16 protein-coding genes and 3 pseudogenes are annotated in these 16,723 nt (G+C 26.7%); 4 read left to right on the top strand and 15 right to left on the bottom strand.

Features of this window, described 5'->3' with window-relative positions:
* Window positions 1–158: 158 nt before the first annotated feature.
* The 4 genes from HCG70_RS12590 to HCG70_RS12575 all read right to left on the bottom strand — a co-directional run bounded on the left by HCG70_RS12590 (window position 159) and on the right by HCG70_RS12575 (window position 2,565).
* Window positions 159–698, bottom strand: coding sequence for a flavodoxin family protein (locus HCG70_RS12590; protein ID WP_042398172.1), 540 nt, complete (start codon window positions 696–698; stop codon window positions 159–161).
* A gap of 308 nt (window positions 699–1,006) precedes the next feature.
* Window positions 1,007–1,198, bottom strand: a complete 192-nt coding sequence (locus HCG70_RS17835; protein ID WP_396021002.1) for a hypothetical protein — start codon at window positions 1,196–1,198, stop codon at window positions 1,007–1,009.
* Window positions 1,199–1,205: 7 nt separating this feature from the next.
* Window positions 1,206–1,532: a nucleotidyltransferase family protein gene (locus tag HCG70_RS12580; protein ID WP_055291621.1), complete on the bottom strand. Its 327-nt coding sequence runs from the start codon at window positions 1,530–1,532 to the stop codon at window positions 1,206–1,208.
* A 145-nt stretch (window positions 1,533–1,677) separates the two neighbouring features.
* The gene (locus HCG70_RS12575; protein ID WP_221697838.1) at window positions 1,678–2,565 is read right to left on the bottom strand and encodes an AraC family transcriptional regulator; all 888 of its coding nucleotides are present in this window, start codon (window positions 2,563–2,565) and stop codon (window positions 1,678–1,680) included.
* Between the two features lie 107 nt (window positions 2,566–2,672).
* On the opposite strand from HCG70_RS12575, the gene HCG70_RS12570 reads away from it, so the two are divergent.
* Entirely contained in the window at window positions 2,673–3,866 is a 1,194-nt protein-coding gene (locus HCG70_RS12570) for a sugar MFS transporter (protein ID WP_055291623.1), read from the top strand.
* Window positions 3,867–3,949: 83 nt separating this feature from the next.
* Here HCG70_RS12570 and HCG70_RS12565 read toward each other — a convergent pair whose 3' ends face one another.
* Both HCG70_RS12565 and HCG70_RS12560 read right to left on the bottom strand, forming a co-directional pair.
* Window positions 3,950–4,459, bottom strand: coding sequence for a ferritin (locus HCG70_RS12565; RefSeq protein ID WP_042398159.1), 510 nt, complete (start codon window positions 4,457–4,459; stop codon window positions 3,950–3,952).
* A gap of 269 nt (window positions 4,460–4,728) precedes the next feature.
* Window positions 4,729–5,508, bottom strand: a complete 780-nt coding sequence (locus tag HCG70_RS12560; RefSeq protein WP_042398157.1) for a formate/nitrite transporter family protein — start codon at window positions 5,506–5,508, stop codon at window positions 4,729–4,731.
* A 937-nt stretch (window positions 5,509–6,445) separates the two neighbouring features.
* On the opposite strand from HCG70_RS12560, the pseudogene HCG70_RS17830 reads away from it, so the two are divergent.
* Together HCG70_RS17830 and HCG70_RS12550 are read left to right on the top strand one after the other, a co-directional pair.
* A pseudogene (locus tag HCG70_RS17830) lies at window positions 6,446–6,556 on the top strand (ribbon-helix-helix domain-containing protein); the annotation flags it as partial.
* Window positions 6,557–6,690: 134 nt separating this feature from the next.
* Window positions 6,691–7,266 carry a Uma2 family endonuclease gene (locus tag HCG70_RS12550; RefSeq protein WP_078061319.1) on the top strand — a complete coding sequence of 192 codons (576 nt, stop codon included), beginning with the start codon at window positions 6,691–6,693 and terminating at the stop codon, window positions 7,264–7,266.
* 188 nt (window positions 7,267–7,454) lie between these two features.
* Here the strand turns inward: HCG70_RS12550 and HCG70_RS12545 are convergent.
* The 8 genes and pseudogenes from HCG70_RS12545 to HCG70_RS12515 all read right to left on the bottom strand — a co-directional run.
* A pseudogene (locus tag HCG70_RS12545) lies at window positions 7,455–8,171 on the bottom strand (PD-(D/E)XK nuclease domain-containing protein); the annotation flags it as partial.
* Complete coding sequence (locus HCG70_RS12540; protein ID WP_195951880.1) at window positions 8,143–8,568, bottom strand: DUF262 domain-containing protein; 426 nt, start codon at window positions 8,566–8,568, stop codon at window positions 8,143–8,145. The gene HCG70_RS12540 and the pseudogene HCG70_RS12545, both read right to left, overlap by 29 nt.
* 81 nt (window positions 8,569–8,649) lie before the next feature.
* Complete coding sequence (locus HCG70_RS12535) at window positions 8,650–8,871, bottom strand: YdbC family protein (RefSeq protein WP_042403051.1); 222 nt, start codon at window positions 8,869–8,871, stop codon at window positions 8,650–8,652.
* A gap of 95 nt (window positions 8,872–8,966) precedes the next feature.
* A complete protein-coding gene (locus HCG70_RS17470) occupies window positions 8,967–9,092 on the bottom strand; it encodes a hypothetical protein (RefSeq protein WP_260457825.1) in 126 nt (41 codons plus the stop codon).
* A gap of 54 nt (window positions 9,093–9,146) precedes the next feature.
* Window positions 9,147–9,545 (bottom strand): hypothetical protein, encoded by a 399-nt coding sequence (locus HCG70_RS12530; protein WP_042403054.1) that lies wholly within the window; start codon window positions 9,543–9,545, stop codon window positions 9,147–9,149.
* 521 nt (window positions 9,546–10,066) lie between these two features.
* Window positions 10,067–10,534, bottom strand: a pseudogene (locus HCG70_RS12525) (FAD-dependent oxidoreductase); the annotation flags it as partial.
* 489 nt (window positions 10,535–11,023) lie between these two features.
* Window positions 11,024–12,469, bottom strand: coding sequence for a sucrose-specific PTS transporter subunit IIBC (locus tag HCG70_RS12520; protein ID WP_042402370.1), 1,446 nt, complete (start codon window positions 12,467–12,469; stop codon window positions 11,024–11,026).
* Window positions 12,470–12,548: 79 nt separating this feature from the next.
* Window positions 12,549–13,883, bottom strand: a complete 1,335-nt coding sequence (locus HCG70_RS12515; RefSeq protein WP_042402366.1) for a glycoside hydrolase family 32 protein — start codon at window positions 13,881–13,883, stop codon at window positions 12,549–12,551.
* Between the two features lie 152 nt (window positions 13,884–14,035).
* Here HCG70_RS12515 and HCG70_RS12510 point away from each other — a divergent pair, with 152 nt between their 5' ends.
* A complete protein-coding gene (locus HCG70_RS12510; protein ID WP_042402364.1) occupies window positions 14,036–15,067 on the top strand; it encodes a LacI family DNA-binding transcriptional regulator in 1,032 nt (343 codons plus the stop codon).
* 57 nt (window positions 15,068–15,124) lie between these two features.
* Here the strand turns inward: HCG70_RS12510 and HCG70_RS12505 are convergent, their stop codons facing one another.
* Window positions 15,125–16,597: a glycoside hydrolase family 32 protein gene (locus tag HCG70_RS12505; RefSeq protein ID WP_042402361.1), complete on the bottom strand. Its 1,473-nt coding sequence runs from the start codon at window positions 16,595–16,597 to the stop codon at window positions 15,125–15,127.
* Between the last annotated feature and the right edge of the window lie 126 nt (window positions 16,598–16,723).

Here is a 16,723-nt window from a genome sequence, read left to right as displayed (position 1 = left end):
AAATATAAAATAATGCCTAATAAGCATTATTAATTTAGGCTTTCTAAAAAAAACTCTAATTTTCACACCTATCATTTGGATCAACTATTTCCTAAAATAAAACACTCAAGGTAAATTAATTATTATCACCTTGAGCGTTTTCCTTATACTATATTAACCTATATATTTTTTCCCATTTCATAAGCCTCTAAGAATTGTGGAGTATTTTTAATTTCTCCCTTTCCCCATGCTCCAGTTCCATAAATTATCCCTTTTTCCTTTGCACCTGAAAGGCAATCTTCTGTAAATCCACGTATTGCCTCTACTGTACGTTTAAGCATATCTTTATTTGTATCAGCTGCAGTCATGATATAATAAAAATCCTTATTTCTTATTTCAGTATATCTTGGTACAGTTCTATCAATAAGTGTTTTTAATTGCCCATCCATTGAATAAAAATAAATTGGTGTTGCTAAAACAATTGCATCAGCACTAACCATTTTATCAAGTATTTCAGCCATATCATCATGTTGAACACATTTGCTAGTTGAATTACAGACTCCACAACCCATACAGTAATTTATTTTTTTCTGTGCTATAAATATTTTTTCAACATCATGCCCACTTTCTTTTGCACCTCTCATAAACTCATCACAAAGCAAATCTGAATTTCCACCTTTTCTTGGACTTGAAGATAAAATTAATACTTTTTTACTCATATTCACACCCCATTATATAATTAAAATTTTTAATTTAATTTTATATTTTAAGTATAAGTATTGAAGTTAACTCTAAGTCAATAGCATTTTTAAAGTTTTCTTATAAAACAAAAAATTAAATTCTTGATTGTAATACTAAATTAATCCTCGCACTACAAATTACAATCATCAAAACCACTAAACTTATCTTATATGAAATATTTTCTTAAATTTATATTAATAAAACCCAAGTAGAACAATATAATCTTTCTACTTGGGTTTTTGAATTATTTTAAATTCATCTAACTTTATTTTCGTTGAAATTTCTATTATTTTAAAAAGCTTTTTACAAATTCAAACAAACTATTTCTTACCTCAATATTTTCTTCTAAAAAGTTTACTAAGGTCTCTATTTTAAGTTGCTTATATCTATGACCAATTCTATTTCTTATAAGTCTTGCCGAATTTATATAATTAGCTATTTCATCTGAGAAGATATTTTTTTCTTTTAATAGTTTTATCGCTGCATCAACCGTAATTCCTATTTAAAGCCTCTATTTTTATAATATTTTCTATCTCCTCATCATTTATATCTATAAGATCTATGCTTCTTCCTAGAAAATCCTCTAACTCTAAAGTTAGATTTAAATCCACTGTATCTGATATTTTATTCTCTCCAATAATTGCTATATCAATATCTGATTCTTCATTAAAGTCATCTTTTGTTAAACTACCAAATATAATTACATTCTCTATATTATTTCTTTTAAAGATTTCCTTAAATTCATTACTTTTTACTAATCTTAAAATATCTTCTTTTGAATTCTCTCCTAATATATTTCTATTAAAACTCATGTAAATCTCCTCTAATTTAAACAAATTTTAATTAACTTCTATCATTAAAACTGACTTTTATATAAATAATTATAACATTTGTTATATAAAAAGTCACAATAACGTAATCTTTAATGAACATACACCTTCATTTAAATACTTAATGCTATTTCCCCCTGTATTTTGACGGTGTACAACCATAGATATTACGGAATGTTTTTGCAAAATAACTCATATCCTGAAAACCACACATTATACCAATATCAACTATTTTCATATCTGTATTTGTTAATAATTCAGCAGCCTTTTTAATACGAAAAGACTTTAAATATTGTATAGGTGTAGTTCCAATTGTATTATGAAAACAACGTAAACATTCACTTACACTTAAAGATACACTTTCAGCAATTTCATCAATAGTAATATTATCTGAATAATGTTCATCAATATATTTAATCATATTTTTCATACGCTGACTATCTCTTAACTTCTTTGTTGATGTATTTGATTCTATACACTCTAAATGTTTAGACATAAGATAAATGATCTTTGATAAAGCATTACGAACTTCAAATTCATACCCCTCTTCTTCATTAGCACAAAGATACCATGCTTCATCAATACTACAAAGTATATCTTTTTGCCAGTGTATTGAATAATCTAAAAACAATCCTTTAAAAGAAATATTACTCAAAATCGGATTTAAATATTTAGTCCAAAATATACTATTAGAACTTCCACCAACTAAACGAGGATGAAATACAATAGAATGAAATCTACAGTTAATACTTTCATAAATCCATCCACCATGAAGAACCCCTGTATTAATAAAAAATCCATTTCCTTTATTTACAATATGCTTTTCACCATCTACAGCAATAATAGCTCTCCCTTCTGAAACAACAATTAACTCTAATTCTTCATGCCAATGCCAATCAACACATTCTCTTTGTAAATCATCATGGTAACATGCTATAGGGAAACTAGCAATTCCATGTTCTATTAATTCAAGACCAGTTTTATCTATTTTTGATATACATTCTGATAAAGCCATAACTACTCCTTTTTGAAGATATTGTCATATGAAAACGACTATTTTATCTTATTAATTTTATTTTTTTGATGATATAATCATATCAATATATAAAGGAGGAAATCAATATGTTTAGTTTATTATTAGCAGTTATATATTTAGCTTTTATTAGCTTAGGACTGCCAGATTCATTATTAGGTTCTGTATGGCCTACAATTTATCAAGAATTTAATGTTCCTGTATCTTATGCAGGTGCAATTTTTATGATTATTTCAGCTGGTACAATTTTTTCTAGCTTGCAAAGTGATCGTCTTACAAAATTATTAGGAACAGGTAAGGTTACAGCATTTAGTGTTCTGATGACAGCAGTAGCTTTATGGGGATTTTCTATAAGTAGCTCTTATTGGATGTTAGTATTATGGGCAATACCTTATGGCCTTGGTGCGGGTAGTGTTGATGCTTCATTAAATAACTATGTAGCTCTACATTATAAGAGTCATCATATGAGTTGGCTTCATTGTATGTGGGGTGTTGGAGCTAGTATAGGTCCATATATTATGAGCTTTGCATTACTTAATGGACAAACTTGGAACATGGGATATCGTTATATATCATTAATACAAGTTGTATTAACTATTATAATTATGTTAAGTTTACCACTTTGGAAAAAACGTCCTGTTATAGACGATGTAGATGGTGTTCAAGAATCTGAAAATAAAAAAGATAAAGCACTTACTTTAAAAGAAATAGTTAATATTCCAGGAGCTAAACAAGTAATGCTTATGTTTTTCTGCTATTGTGCATTAGAACAAACAACTGGATTATGGGCTAGTAGCTACTTAGTACTACAACATGGATTTGATTTAGAAATAGCAGCAAGTTATGCAAGTCTATTCTTTATAGGAATTACAGTAGGACGAGCTGTTAGTGGGTTTATTACTATGAAGCTCAATGATAAACAAATGATTTATTTAGGACAAGTCATTATTTTAATTGGTATTATACTTATGTGTTTACCATTTGGTCATCAAGTTGCTCTAGTAGGCTTGGTTACTATTGGTTTAGGTTGTGCTCCAATATACCCATGCATTATTCATTCTACACCAACGAATTTTGGAGCAGATAAATCACAAGCAGTTATAGGTGTACAAATGGCAAGTGCTTATGTTGGAAACTTACTAATGCCACCTCTATTTGGTATTATTGCAAATCATATAAGTGTAAGGCTATTTCCAGTATATTTACTATTAATTTTAATAGTTATGGTAGTAATGCATATTAAGTTAAATAAAAGTGTATCAAAAGATATGTTAATAAATTAAAAAAGTGCTAGGTATTTATAATTTTATATACCTAGCACTTTTTCTATTAATTGTTCCCACTCAAAATTAATAGAATTCAAAAACTATACATTTTGTGGAGATAAATATTGTCTCTTTTGTAATTCATCATCAAGTAAATATAATGCTGCTTGGTTATCCCCAGCTCTTCTTACTTTTTTAAGTAAAGCATTAAAGTTATTTTCTTCTTCTACTTGTTCATCGATAAACCACTTAAGTAAACTAATTGTAGAATGTTCTCTTTCTTCATAAGCTATATCAGTTAATAAATATATCTTTTTTGTAACTAATTGCTCATGCTCATATCCTTTTTGGAACACATCAATTACTCCATCATATTGTGTTTGTGGTTTATTTACTTGCTCTAATTCAATTGATCCATTTTTTTGATATACATAATCATATAATTTCATGGCATGATCTAATTCTTCTTTAGCTTGAACTCTAAAGAAATTAGCAAATCCGCTTAAATCAATTGATTCACAATATCCCGCCATTGCAAGATATGTATAAGAAGAATAAAATTCAAAATTAACTTGTTCATTAAGAGCTTTTAATAATTTTTCACTAAGCATTACCTTAACTCCTCCTCTATTAAAATATAACTATATAATATATTAAATATTATATTAATTGCAATAATTTGTTAGTAATTTCTACTTGTTAAATTTAATAATACTATTACTTTTATTCTGTTTTTATAAGTGAAAATGCACTAATTTCTGCAACACAAAATATCTACGTTATTATAAAATATATAGTACATATTAAATATAACAAAAAAAGATATAGAATCTAATGTATTACTAGACACTATATCTTTTTTATATAAATCTTTAAATAATTAATTAGAAACTTTTTTATTCTTTGAAATTAAGTAGTAAGGAATTGCTACAAATAAAATTCCTCCAACCATATTTCCTAAAGTAACTATTCCTATATTATAAATATATCCTGATACACTTACAGCTGCTGTTCCTGGAGCTAATAGTGCTATTGTAAGTAATGTCATATTAGCAACACTATGCTCAAATCCACATGTTATGAATATGAATAAGCACCAGAATATCATTATTAATTTTGAAACATCATCTTTACATCTAAAGCTACACCATACAGCTAAACAAACTAATATATTACAGAATAATCCTCTAAAGAATAATTCTGAAACTGGTAAGCTCATTTTTGTAGCTGCAGTATTTGCTATAAACTCTCCAACTGGTCCTGTTGCAAGACCTGTTAAGTAAAACATATATCCTGCTAATATTGAACCTGCTAAATTTCCAATAAATCCTGCTATCCAAACCTTTATAGTATCCATCCATGATACAGTCTTGTTTAATGATCCAACTGCCATTACAAAGTTGTTACCTGTAAATAATTCAGATCCAGCCATTACAACTAAGCTTAAAGCTCCACCAAAAGCAATTCCCATTACTATTTTAGTTGCTGGTGAACCTGCTGATGATAATAATCCTCCTATTGTAAATATAAGCATTATAGCCATACCTACAAAAAGTCCTGCTAACATCGCTGAAACTAAATATCCAACTTTATTATTTTTTAATAATTCATTTTTAGCTTTAGCTGCACCTGCAACTTTGTTAAATTCTTCGTTAAACATTATTATTCCCCCTAACTCTATTTGTTATTTTAATAACAATCTGTAAGGTTATTATAATGTCTAATTTGATTGTATTCAGTGATTATTATCACAAAATTGTTGTATTTTTTAGATTTTTTTCTATATTTTTTGTATTTTTTATTGTTATTTTAGTCATTTTTTCTATTTTAGTTATAATTAAAGTAAATTTTAGCAATTAAATTTTATTAAGATTATTCTTTTATTTGGATAATCAGAAAAAATACTATTATTTTATTTGATATTTTTTTATCACTTTTTTTTAACTTATATCAAATAAATAAGAAAAGCATCTTTAATACTTATTATCAAAATAAATTCTAAAAAATATTGTTCATTTGCTGATAAAGTCTTTAGTTCTAATATATTGTTTAAGCGATATGAAATTTTTAGATGTCTTTAATGTTCTAATTTAATTTATCCTCCATTACGTAACTATCATTTTTTTATTTTACGTAATTTCTTTTCTTACGTAATTATGATAAAATTAAGTTAAATTGAATAAAGAAACTTTTTTTGAGGAATTAGCATTAAAAAAATTTAACTATCATGGTTGATAAAAACTTAACTTTACAAGCAAAGAAATAATACCTTAATAAAGTAATGTCGTTAAGTAATTTAATAAATATATTTTTAGAAAATTATCTTAATAATACTAATAATTAAAATAATTATAGTTAAAAATAATTTGTAAAAGACTATATAAAAAAGTAATAAATTGAAATCAAGTTTATTATATTTTTTTAAACTTAAATGTTCTTATTAGATAGCTTTTTATTATTGTATTAGATATCTTTAAATACCAAATTATCTTTTATCAAAAACTAATTTATAAAAATATATCTAAAATAAATTGAATTTGATTAATATTATTACATTAATGAAGTAAATATAGAAAGTTAAAACTAAAGTTAGATTCAATACATCAATAGATTTAGATTACAATAATAGACTGGATAAACTTAGTGCAAAAACTATGATACCATGGTCGAAACTGGTTGATATATCTCTAGAACTACTATTTAATTAATATAAAAAAGTGATTTATCTGATACTAAAACTGATGTTAAGTTCATAACTCGTAAGGTTCAAGATACTGAAAAAGATGTTTTTGTAATTCAAGATCACTTAAATGTAATAAAATAAATTAATTGAGGTGATGAATTGGCTATCCAACAAATAAATAATAAAGTTTATACTTATTATGATTATTTAAATTTCCCAAATGATGAGTTTGTTGAAATTATTGATGGCAAGATTTTTGCAATGTCTCCTGCTCCAAGTAGAATACATCAAGAATTAATAATGGAAATTTCAGCAGAATTAAGAAATTATATTAAATCTAACAAAGGACAATGTAAAGTCTATCCTGCTCCTTTTGACGTTGTGTTAATTAACGAAAATGAAAATGAAAATGATAGCAAAAATATTGTTCAACCTGATATATCAGTAATTTGTGATAAAAATAAATTAAATGATAAAGGTTGCTTTGGTTCTCCTGATATGATTGTTAAGATTGTTTCTAAATTTAATCCTGGAAATGACTATGTAAAAAAACTTTACCTTTATGAAAAATATAAAGTTAAAGAATATTGGATAGTAAATCCTATGAAAAAAAACATTTTAGTTTATACTTTAACTGAAAGTGGCTATAATCAGCCTGATTTGTATACTTTTAATGACAAAATAAAAGTAAACATCTTCAACAACTTAGAAATAGATTTTAATGGTATTATCTAAAAATAATAGCTTAAAAGACTATACTTAAAAATAAATTAAAAACCTTTGATCTTTAAAATGTACCCTATAGAGTAAACAATATAAAAGAGTCTTATCCTATAGAGTACATTTTATAATATGAGTGAAATAATCCTTTTTTATTCAGTTCCAATAAAATATTAGATGTATGTTTCCTTTAGATTTGCTTGTTATTCTTTTATTTTTACAATACAGTCTTTTCTATAAAAAGCCATTCCATACTTTATAATATCCTCATAACCACTTTGATTAAGTTCATATGCATATTTTTTATCTTCAATTTGCTGCAGAGCATCTTGTGGCTTTGTAAATAGCTCTTTTGGTTTATCACAAACCTTCATTTCAATTATTACTGCTTTATCAAAAATTGATAGTGGTTTTATATAAATATCACATCTTCCATCCCCGCTCTCCCTGTTGGATTTTACAATGTAACCATCCATATGAGATAATAATCCTATCATAAATCCATGATAAAAGTTTTCATATGCATCATTAAAGCTTATTGTCTTCTTCAATAATCTATTTACTTCCCTTTGGAATACATCAACTTCTCCTTTTATAATTGAAGTATAAAGAAGAGATAAATCTTCGCTCTTTATCTTTTCATTAAACCATTTAAGTATCTTAGTTCTAAAGATATACTTAACTTCTAAGTTTGGTATTGCTAGCTCTACAAACTTTTCTTGGGTATTTTCATCCATTCTTTCACTTATCTTTTTGAAATATCCTGTAAAGAACATAAAGTTCCAAAGGTTATCTAAATTATCATAAACATCATTGTAGGTTATGTCTTCATGTACTGGTTTTTCTATAGTTTTACCTTCTATTAAAGCCTCTATTTCGCTTTTTGTTATATCATCTGCTCTTTCTATAAGACTTTTCAAATGCTTGTCTATCATTCTTTATTGGCTTTAATTTTAACTTTCTATCATCATCTTCACAATATTGATTTATTAAATATTGATTAGTAAGCTTTTCTTTTATTATTCCATTTGCTTTTAATCTATTTTCTTTTATTATATTAACTATCGCTAATAATAATATAGAAATAGTTGTTATCCTTTGTTGCCCATCTATAATTAAATACTCTCTATTTCTTCCACTATCATTATAAATTGATACTATTGTTCCAAAGAAATGATTTTTATATTTATACTTTATCATATTAACTAAATCATCATATAACTGCTTACACTGTTCTTTTTTCCAATCATAATTTCTTTGATATACTGGAATGACAAAGTTTGTATCTGATGAATCTAAAAATACTTCATATACCATGTTAATAGCAGGTTCTTTCGTTGAATCGAATAAATCAATAACTTTTTCTTTTATTTATACTTTCATAACCTCAAATAAAACTTAAAATTCTATACTATTTAATAAATCCCTCAATGATTTTAATTCATCGTTAGTTAATGTAACGCCTTTCCCCATCTTTTCATGATCAGGTGACCATTCCCTCAAATCATATTTAGCTTCTTTACCATTCCAACTAATTATATTTAATTCCTTTTTCCAACCTTTAGCTGATTCTGCTATAGCACCTAATGTTTCTTTAATTTCAAATTTTATATCTGCCATAAATTAATCCTCCCTCTTATATTCTTATACCTAAATCATCAAATTCACTTATTTCTACTAACTTTAATTGTGTAGAAATATCTAAACATAATATTTTACTTAACATATTTCAATGATAAAAATGCTTTACTAAAATCTTTTCCTTTATCTTCTGCTGTAAATATATCACTATCATATGTTCCTTCTACAACATTATAAGTAATATGATTAATTATATCCATCTCTCACTTACTTTCACCTTTTCAAGTTTCTTTGTATATCAAAATAAAACTACTTTATAATTCTTTATATTCTTCAGCTAATTCCTTTAATTCCTTAACTATTTCTTCACATCTATATTCGGTATAATATATACTTCCTACATAATTTATAAATTCATCTTTACTTAATTCACTAAACTTATCATCAAAGCAATTCTTTTCTTCCTCTATAGCATCATAAAATCCACTAGAACATGGACCCCATCCATTTATTCTTTCCTCAAATGCTATTGCTGCCTTTTCAACATCATATTCTAAAACACCTTCATATAAATCATTAATTATAATAGAAGCCGTTTCTTTATTGATTTCTATTCCCCTACATAAATTTTCTCCTAAAATAGCTTCTAAACTAAAAAACTCTCTTATTAAATCTACTGATTTTCTTGCAATTTCAATTTTTTTACCTAACATCTTTTATATCTCTTTTTTACAAATAATAGTATTAATGTATATTATACACTATATTTTCATATCCTTCTGTCGAACTGAGTTAATTTCATATCAAATATATAATTATTGCTGAAAATAACTTGATTATTTATTGAGTGATTTCGACATATTGAGGTGTTTCCAGCTCAAATTGTTATTATATGGATTATATTTTGTAAAAAATAACACCTTAATAAACTTTTCAGTCTATTAAGGTGTTTTAACTATATTTATTTTAATCTAATCACTTTCAATCAAATTAAGATTATTTTCAATTTGACTTTAAACACACTCTTTTAATTTTTTCTTACTTATTGTTTCAATAATCATATCTATGTTCCCATCATATTTTATTGGAATAACATCCTATACACTAGTAAAATTATCATTAGGAATAATTATACATCTACTATCCTAATAAACCTTTAAAACAACTTATCTTTTCAGTCAAAAGACCACTAGCAAATTTTAATTCATTGCTAGTGGCCTAATATATCTATATTCTAAACTAATTTTTGTTCAAAAATATTATCCAAATTCAATTTCTTAATCCTATCTTCAATTTCAGCAGTATCAATAGTATACAAACCTAACTCCTGCATTCTCTTAAAATAACTAGCTCCAGCAAAAGTATACCTATCCTTTCTTCCCTCCCTAGTAGAAGACTTCTCATTTTCATAAGATATCAAATCACCAATTGCGATAGAAGAAGGTAAAATTAAAAGATGCATTCCCATCATAAGTCTAACAGCATTGTGTCCTGCCAATGAACCTGTACAAATTGCTTCAGTATGACCAACAAAAAGTCCAGACTTTTCACCAGCACAGAAAAGATTATCAACACCAACAACCTTCATATCATTAGTCCTTGGAGCTACAGACAAATACCTTATAGAATTACCCTTACTTCCTGCATAAGGATCAACATACTTAGCATGTTCAAGTCCTGGAATCTTTCTAAGCTTTTCAAGAATCAATAAGCTCTTCTGAAGCCATATAACGTCCATTATTTCTCATTATATCACCAACATTACCAAGCCCAAGTAACAGATCTGTTTTTTCATATATATAAACATCTGCTCTAGCTTTCTTTGCAGTTATAGCTGCTACACAACCTCTCCATGCTAAATTTCACTATTTATTATTAAACTTTATCTAATCTTTAATACTTTACTTCATTACTTATATACTAATTAATAATATACTAATATCTTATTATTAAATATTATTAATTAGTCTTTACTCTTATTTATAAAAGCTATAGTTATAATTAATTTACTATATAAAAATGAAGGAAACTATATTTTATCTAGCTCCCTTCATTAAAAGTTTTATACTCTCTCATACATTTCAAAATTTTTACTCTATTTTTATTTAACTACAATTTATTATATCCAAATTATAATTCAATTATTATTCATATCTTACTTATATAATTCAGAGTAATTATTACTTATAATTTATACAATTTCTTTCTTTTTAGCTAATATTTTAGCTAATATAACTGTAGAAATAAATGCTACTACAAAAGCCATTAGCATTGTTATCATATATTGAATCATTGATTCAGCTCTAATTACTATAACCCCTGGTAATCCTGCAGGTCCTGGTGATAAAGATAACACCTTCATAAATGTTGCATAAGCAGAACTTACAGCAGAACCTATTAAAGCACCTATAAATGGATATATTAATTTTAAATTAACTCCAAATACTGCCGGCTCTGTTATTCCTAATAATGCTGATATACCAGCAGCTGATGCTGTACTTTTCATTTTAGCATTCTTCTTAATTATAAAAAACACTGCTAAAGCAGCTGCTCCTTGTGCTACATTTGATGCTGCAACTACTGCAAATGTTGGGGATCCACCTAAAGTTCCTATATTAGCTAAAATTTGCGTTTCAGCTGCTACTAAACTATGATGCATACCTGTTATAACTAATAATGGATAAACAATACCATAAATAGCTCCTCCAACAAAACCTAAATCAAAGAATAAATACATTACACCAGCTGTCATCCAATCTCCAACAGTTCTCATAACTGGGCCAACAACAGTAAATGTTAAAATTGCTGTTACCAATACAGTTATAAGTGGAGTTACTATATTATCTAACATCGGAGTTACAACTTTTCTCAATCGTTTTTCTATATTTGCTAATATAAATGATGAAGCTATTATTGGCAGAACTGTTCCTTGATAACCTACCTTAGCAATATTAAATCCAAATATACTCCAATATGGTACAGTTCCATCTAACAATGCTTCTCCATATGAATATCCATTTAATAAATCTGGATGAATCATTATAGCACCAATAACCGCACCTAAAACTGGTGTCCCACCAAATATTTTAGTTGCTGAAAAACCAATTAATACAGGTAAAAATACAAATGCAGCATTAGAAAATGTATTTATCATTTCTGCTAATCCTGAAATTGTAGGATAAGCTTCTATTAATGACTTTCCTTTTATAAATAATCCTTGTACCGTTAATAAATTATTAATTCCCATTAGTAAACCTGCTGCTACAAGTGCAGGTAATATTGGAACAAAAACATCTGCTAAAGCCTTTAAAAACCTTTGCATTACATTTCCCTTTTTAGATGATACTTGCTTTAATTCTTCTTTACTAGTTTCTGATATTCCAGATAACCCTATAAAATGTTTACATACCTCATCCACTATTCCAGTTCCTAAAATTATTTGAAATTGACCACCATTATTAAAACTTCCTTTAACTAAATCAATTTCTTCAATAGCTTCACTTTCTATTTTCTTATCATCTTTTAAAACTACTCTTAATCTTGTGGCACAATGTGCAACACTTATTATATTTTCCTCTCCCCCAACACATTTTAATAATTCTTTAGCTACCTTCTCATATTGTTTATCTTTAGACATTTTTACCCCTCCATTTTAAAGTATTTTAATCAGCAACTATTATAAAATTTAAATTATACTAATAGATGCTGATTAAAATTTATATCTTAAGCAATCGTATTGTTTCTATATTATGCACTTCTATTTTAGACTCTAGTCCATATACTATATTTGAAATAACATATTTTCCATCATTAATAAATATTTCAATAATTCCATTGTCAATATAAATTGATAAATCATATCTACCATTCAACTTAGAAGACTTAAATACTCGTCCTTTTCTTTTCATATCCGGAAACACTTTACTTCTATCTGTAACTATACTATCATCTACTATAGAAATCTTATATCCACCTATATCCAACACACTATCTTTATTTAATGTAGCATTTAACTTATAAACATCATTTACATCAAACTCTGACAATTTAACTTCTTTATTAAATAATTTATCTATATATTCTGGAGCACTAAAGTACACATCATTATTTTTTATATTAATAACTCTAGGAAGAGACATCATTCCTATCCAATCTTCGCCATCAAACGTTAATGGCATTCTCATCCAACCAATTAAAACTCGATTTCCAAACTCATCTAAAGTAGTTTGTGGTGCATATAAATCTAGTCCTTCATCTAAGAATTTTTGATTATTTATTAATTTCATCTCACAAGTTTCTTCATCAAAATCAACTATTGAATAAACGGAGTTATTAGTATAATTAATATCATCTGCTATAATATTCTCTGGTGACATTACTAAAACATATCTACCATCTACTTCAAATAAATCTGGACACTCCCACATATCTCCTATTGTATCATCATAGCATCTATTTTTATAAGTCCACTTTTCTCCATCTTTGCTGGTATAAAATAATGCTTCTCCTGTAAACTTATCATTATCTTCTTGTTTGAATTTACTTCCAAGTATCATAGAATAACTATCTTTATATTTCCAAACTTTAGGATCTCTTGTATGTGTACGATGCCCTAAACTTTCATCCATAATAGGAGGTATTATTAATCTTTTATCTTCATAATTATTAAATGTATATCCATCTTTTGATACTATCTTGGCTTGAGATGCTTCAAATGAATAATTATCATAAGGTGAATGAATATTTCCCTCTCTAAATTTATCATACTTTATTGCCGTATAATATAAATGTAACTCCCCCTTCTCAATAATTGCAGTCCCTGAAAAACATCCATTTTGATCATATTCTTTCGTTGGATATAAAGCTATAGGGTAATGTTTCCACATTATCAAATCTTTACTAGTAGCATGTCCCCAATGCATTGTCCCCCATTTACAATCATATGGAAAATACTGATAAAACAAATGATATTCTCCATTATAATAAATAAATCCATTTGGATCATTAATCCAATTTTTAGGTGCCGTTAAATGTATTTTAGGTCTACCCATTCAAGTTCCTCCATTTCCAATCGTATTAATTACCGGTAATGTTACCGGTAACTTTGTTATTATATTACCATGTTATCATTTTCACGTCAATACCTATAATTTTTTTGATAAATATTTACTATTTTGATATAATAAAAGTGGGTGAGGTGCTTATGACAAAAAAAGTTACATTTAGTGATATTGCTAAATACACAAATTTTTCAAAAACAACAATTTCCAGATATTTTAATAATCCTGATTCATTAACACTTGAATCTAGAAAAAAAATTGAAGATGCACTAATTGCATTGGATTATAAAGAAAACAAAGTTGCTAGAAGTTTAGCTAACGGAAAAAGTGAAATGATTGGAATAATAATTCCTGATTTATTTCTTCATTATTATTCGCAAATGTTAAATTGTCTTATAAATACTTATTCAAAATATAATTATAAATTTTTAGTTTTTGTAGAAAATCATGATACTAATAAAGAAAGTAAATATACTAAAGAAATGAATTATATTAAAGAGTTAATGGCTTATCAAATAGAAGGATTAATAATTCTTAGTAATACTATAGATTCTAAAACACTAAGTGAATTAAGTATTCCAATAGTTTCTATAGAACGTGAAGATAAATATATTTCTAGTGTTAATAGTGATAACTATGCTGGTGCTTTTAAAGCAACTAATTTATTAATAGACAATAAATGTGATATATTAATTCATATAAATACTGATGTTGCAAAAGAAATCCCTTCATATAAACGTATTGAGGCATTTAAGAAAGCTTGCGAAGATAGAAATTCCAAATATACGTGTTATCTTTCACATCTAGGTCATAATTTTGAAGAAACATATATAAACATGTCAAAACTTTATGATGACATAGAAAAAAATTATCCTAATATGAAAAAAGGTATTTTTGTAAGTAATGATACACATGCTAATATTTTATTAAATATTCTTATTAAAAATAAAAAGAAGATTCCTGATGAATATGAAATAATAGGATTTGATAACTCTCCAATTTCTGTAGAGTCAATAATTCCAATTACAACGGTAAATCAAGATATCAATAAAATAGCTGATACTGCAATGAAGTTAATACTAAGACAAATTAATTCTAAAAATAGAGGAAACTCAGTAAAGCTTGAAAATATTACAATTGATACTGATTTAATTATAAGAGATACAACATCTTAAAACAAAATGAGTATGTAGGTTTAATATTACTAAACCTACATACTCATTTTTTATAAGTTAAACTTCAATATCATGTTTCTTAATATTAATTATAGAATTACCTTCTGATGCGAAAGTTATACCTGTAGCTTCTAAAGGCGTATAGAATGTTGACGTCATAACTTGTTCTCCATCATTTGCAAATATCTCTACAGAATATTTATCTATTATTAATCTCATTTTAACTTTTCCATTTTTATCTCTAACCTTCATTTCTCTTTTGTGAAGTATATCTCCATAATTTCCTGAGTAACTTCTATCAAATTCAATTATATTCTTCTTTGAATTAAAGCTTATTATTGTTTCATATTCATTATTTTTTGCTAGTTTAATTTTGAATTCTTCAGCCTGTGATCCATCAATATCTATTGTAATATCTAATTCTCTTCCAAATATACCATCTAGTGACACTTCATCTTTAATTATTAAATTATTATATTCTACCGTATTCTTATAATAATTTTCAATTTCTCTAATTGGATTTTGAATTAAACATCCATCTCTAATTGTAAGCTCTCTAGGCATTGTCATCATTCCACACCATTTAAAATTGCCTGGTACGATTCTATTTTCCCAAGAATGCATCCATCCAATCATTATTCTTCTTCCATCTATTGACTCCAATGTTTGTGGTGCATAAAAATCTAATCCAAAATCTATAACATTACAACTTTCTCTTTCAAATGACTTCTTTTCATTATCATATTTTTCAATTAAATATGCAGTATTGCTTCCATTATGGAATCCATCCTTAGTAGCCTTAACTTCTTGTGGAGAAATTATAAGCACACCTTTTCCATTTAAACTAAATAAATCTGGGCACTCCCACATACGTCCTACTTTATTTTTACTATTATCAACAATAGTTACAAACTCCCATTCTTTTAAATTATTAGATTTATACATAAGAATTTGACCACTACCATCATTACTTCTACTTGCAACTACACAATAAAACTCTTCACCCTCTCTCCATATCTTAGGGTCTCTGAAATCTTCTAGACTGCTTCCTTCTGGTAACATTTCATGAGTAATTACAGGATTACACTCTAACTTTTCATAGTTTTCTCCATCCCCAATTGCTATACATTGAGTTTGTCTTACTACTCTTTCTCCATTTTCATCTTTATTATCTAATACACCAGTATACATAATTACATGTTTGCCATCATACTCTAAGGCACTACCAGAAAAACACCCTCCCATATCATAACTTGCCTCTGGAGCAAGCGCTATCGGTAACTGTTCCCATTTAATAAAGTCATTTGTCTTACTATGACCCCAATACATCGGTCCCCATACTACATCATAAGGATGATATTGATAAAACAAATGGTATTCGTTATTAAATGTTGAAAATCCATTTGGGTCATTAATCCATCCTATAGGGGCACATAAATGAAAAGATGGTTTCTCCTCTTTTGATATACAATTAATAAATTCTTTTTCATATTTTCTTACTTTTTCTAAAATAAAATTATTTTCTATCATCACTATTACACCATTCCTATTATACTATGCATACTAAAAACATATCAAAATTAAAATATTATTTTGTAATATTCTAGTTAAGAGGTAGGAATTACTATACGATAACTCTATAAACAACATACTTTT

This window comes from Clostridium sp. K04, from assembly GCF_019734375.1.
Lineage (GTDB): Bacteria > Bacillota > Clostridia > Clostridiales > Clostridiaceae > Clostridium > Clostridium saudiense.
This window is presented reverse-complemented; position numbering and strand designations above follow the sequence as displayed.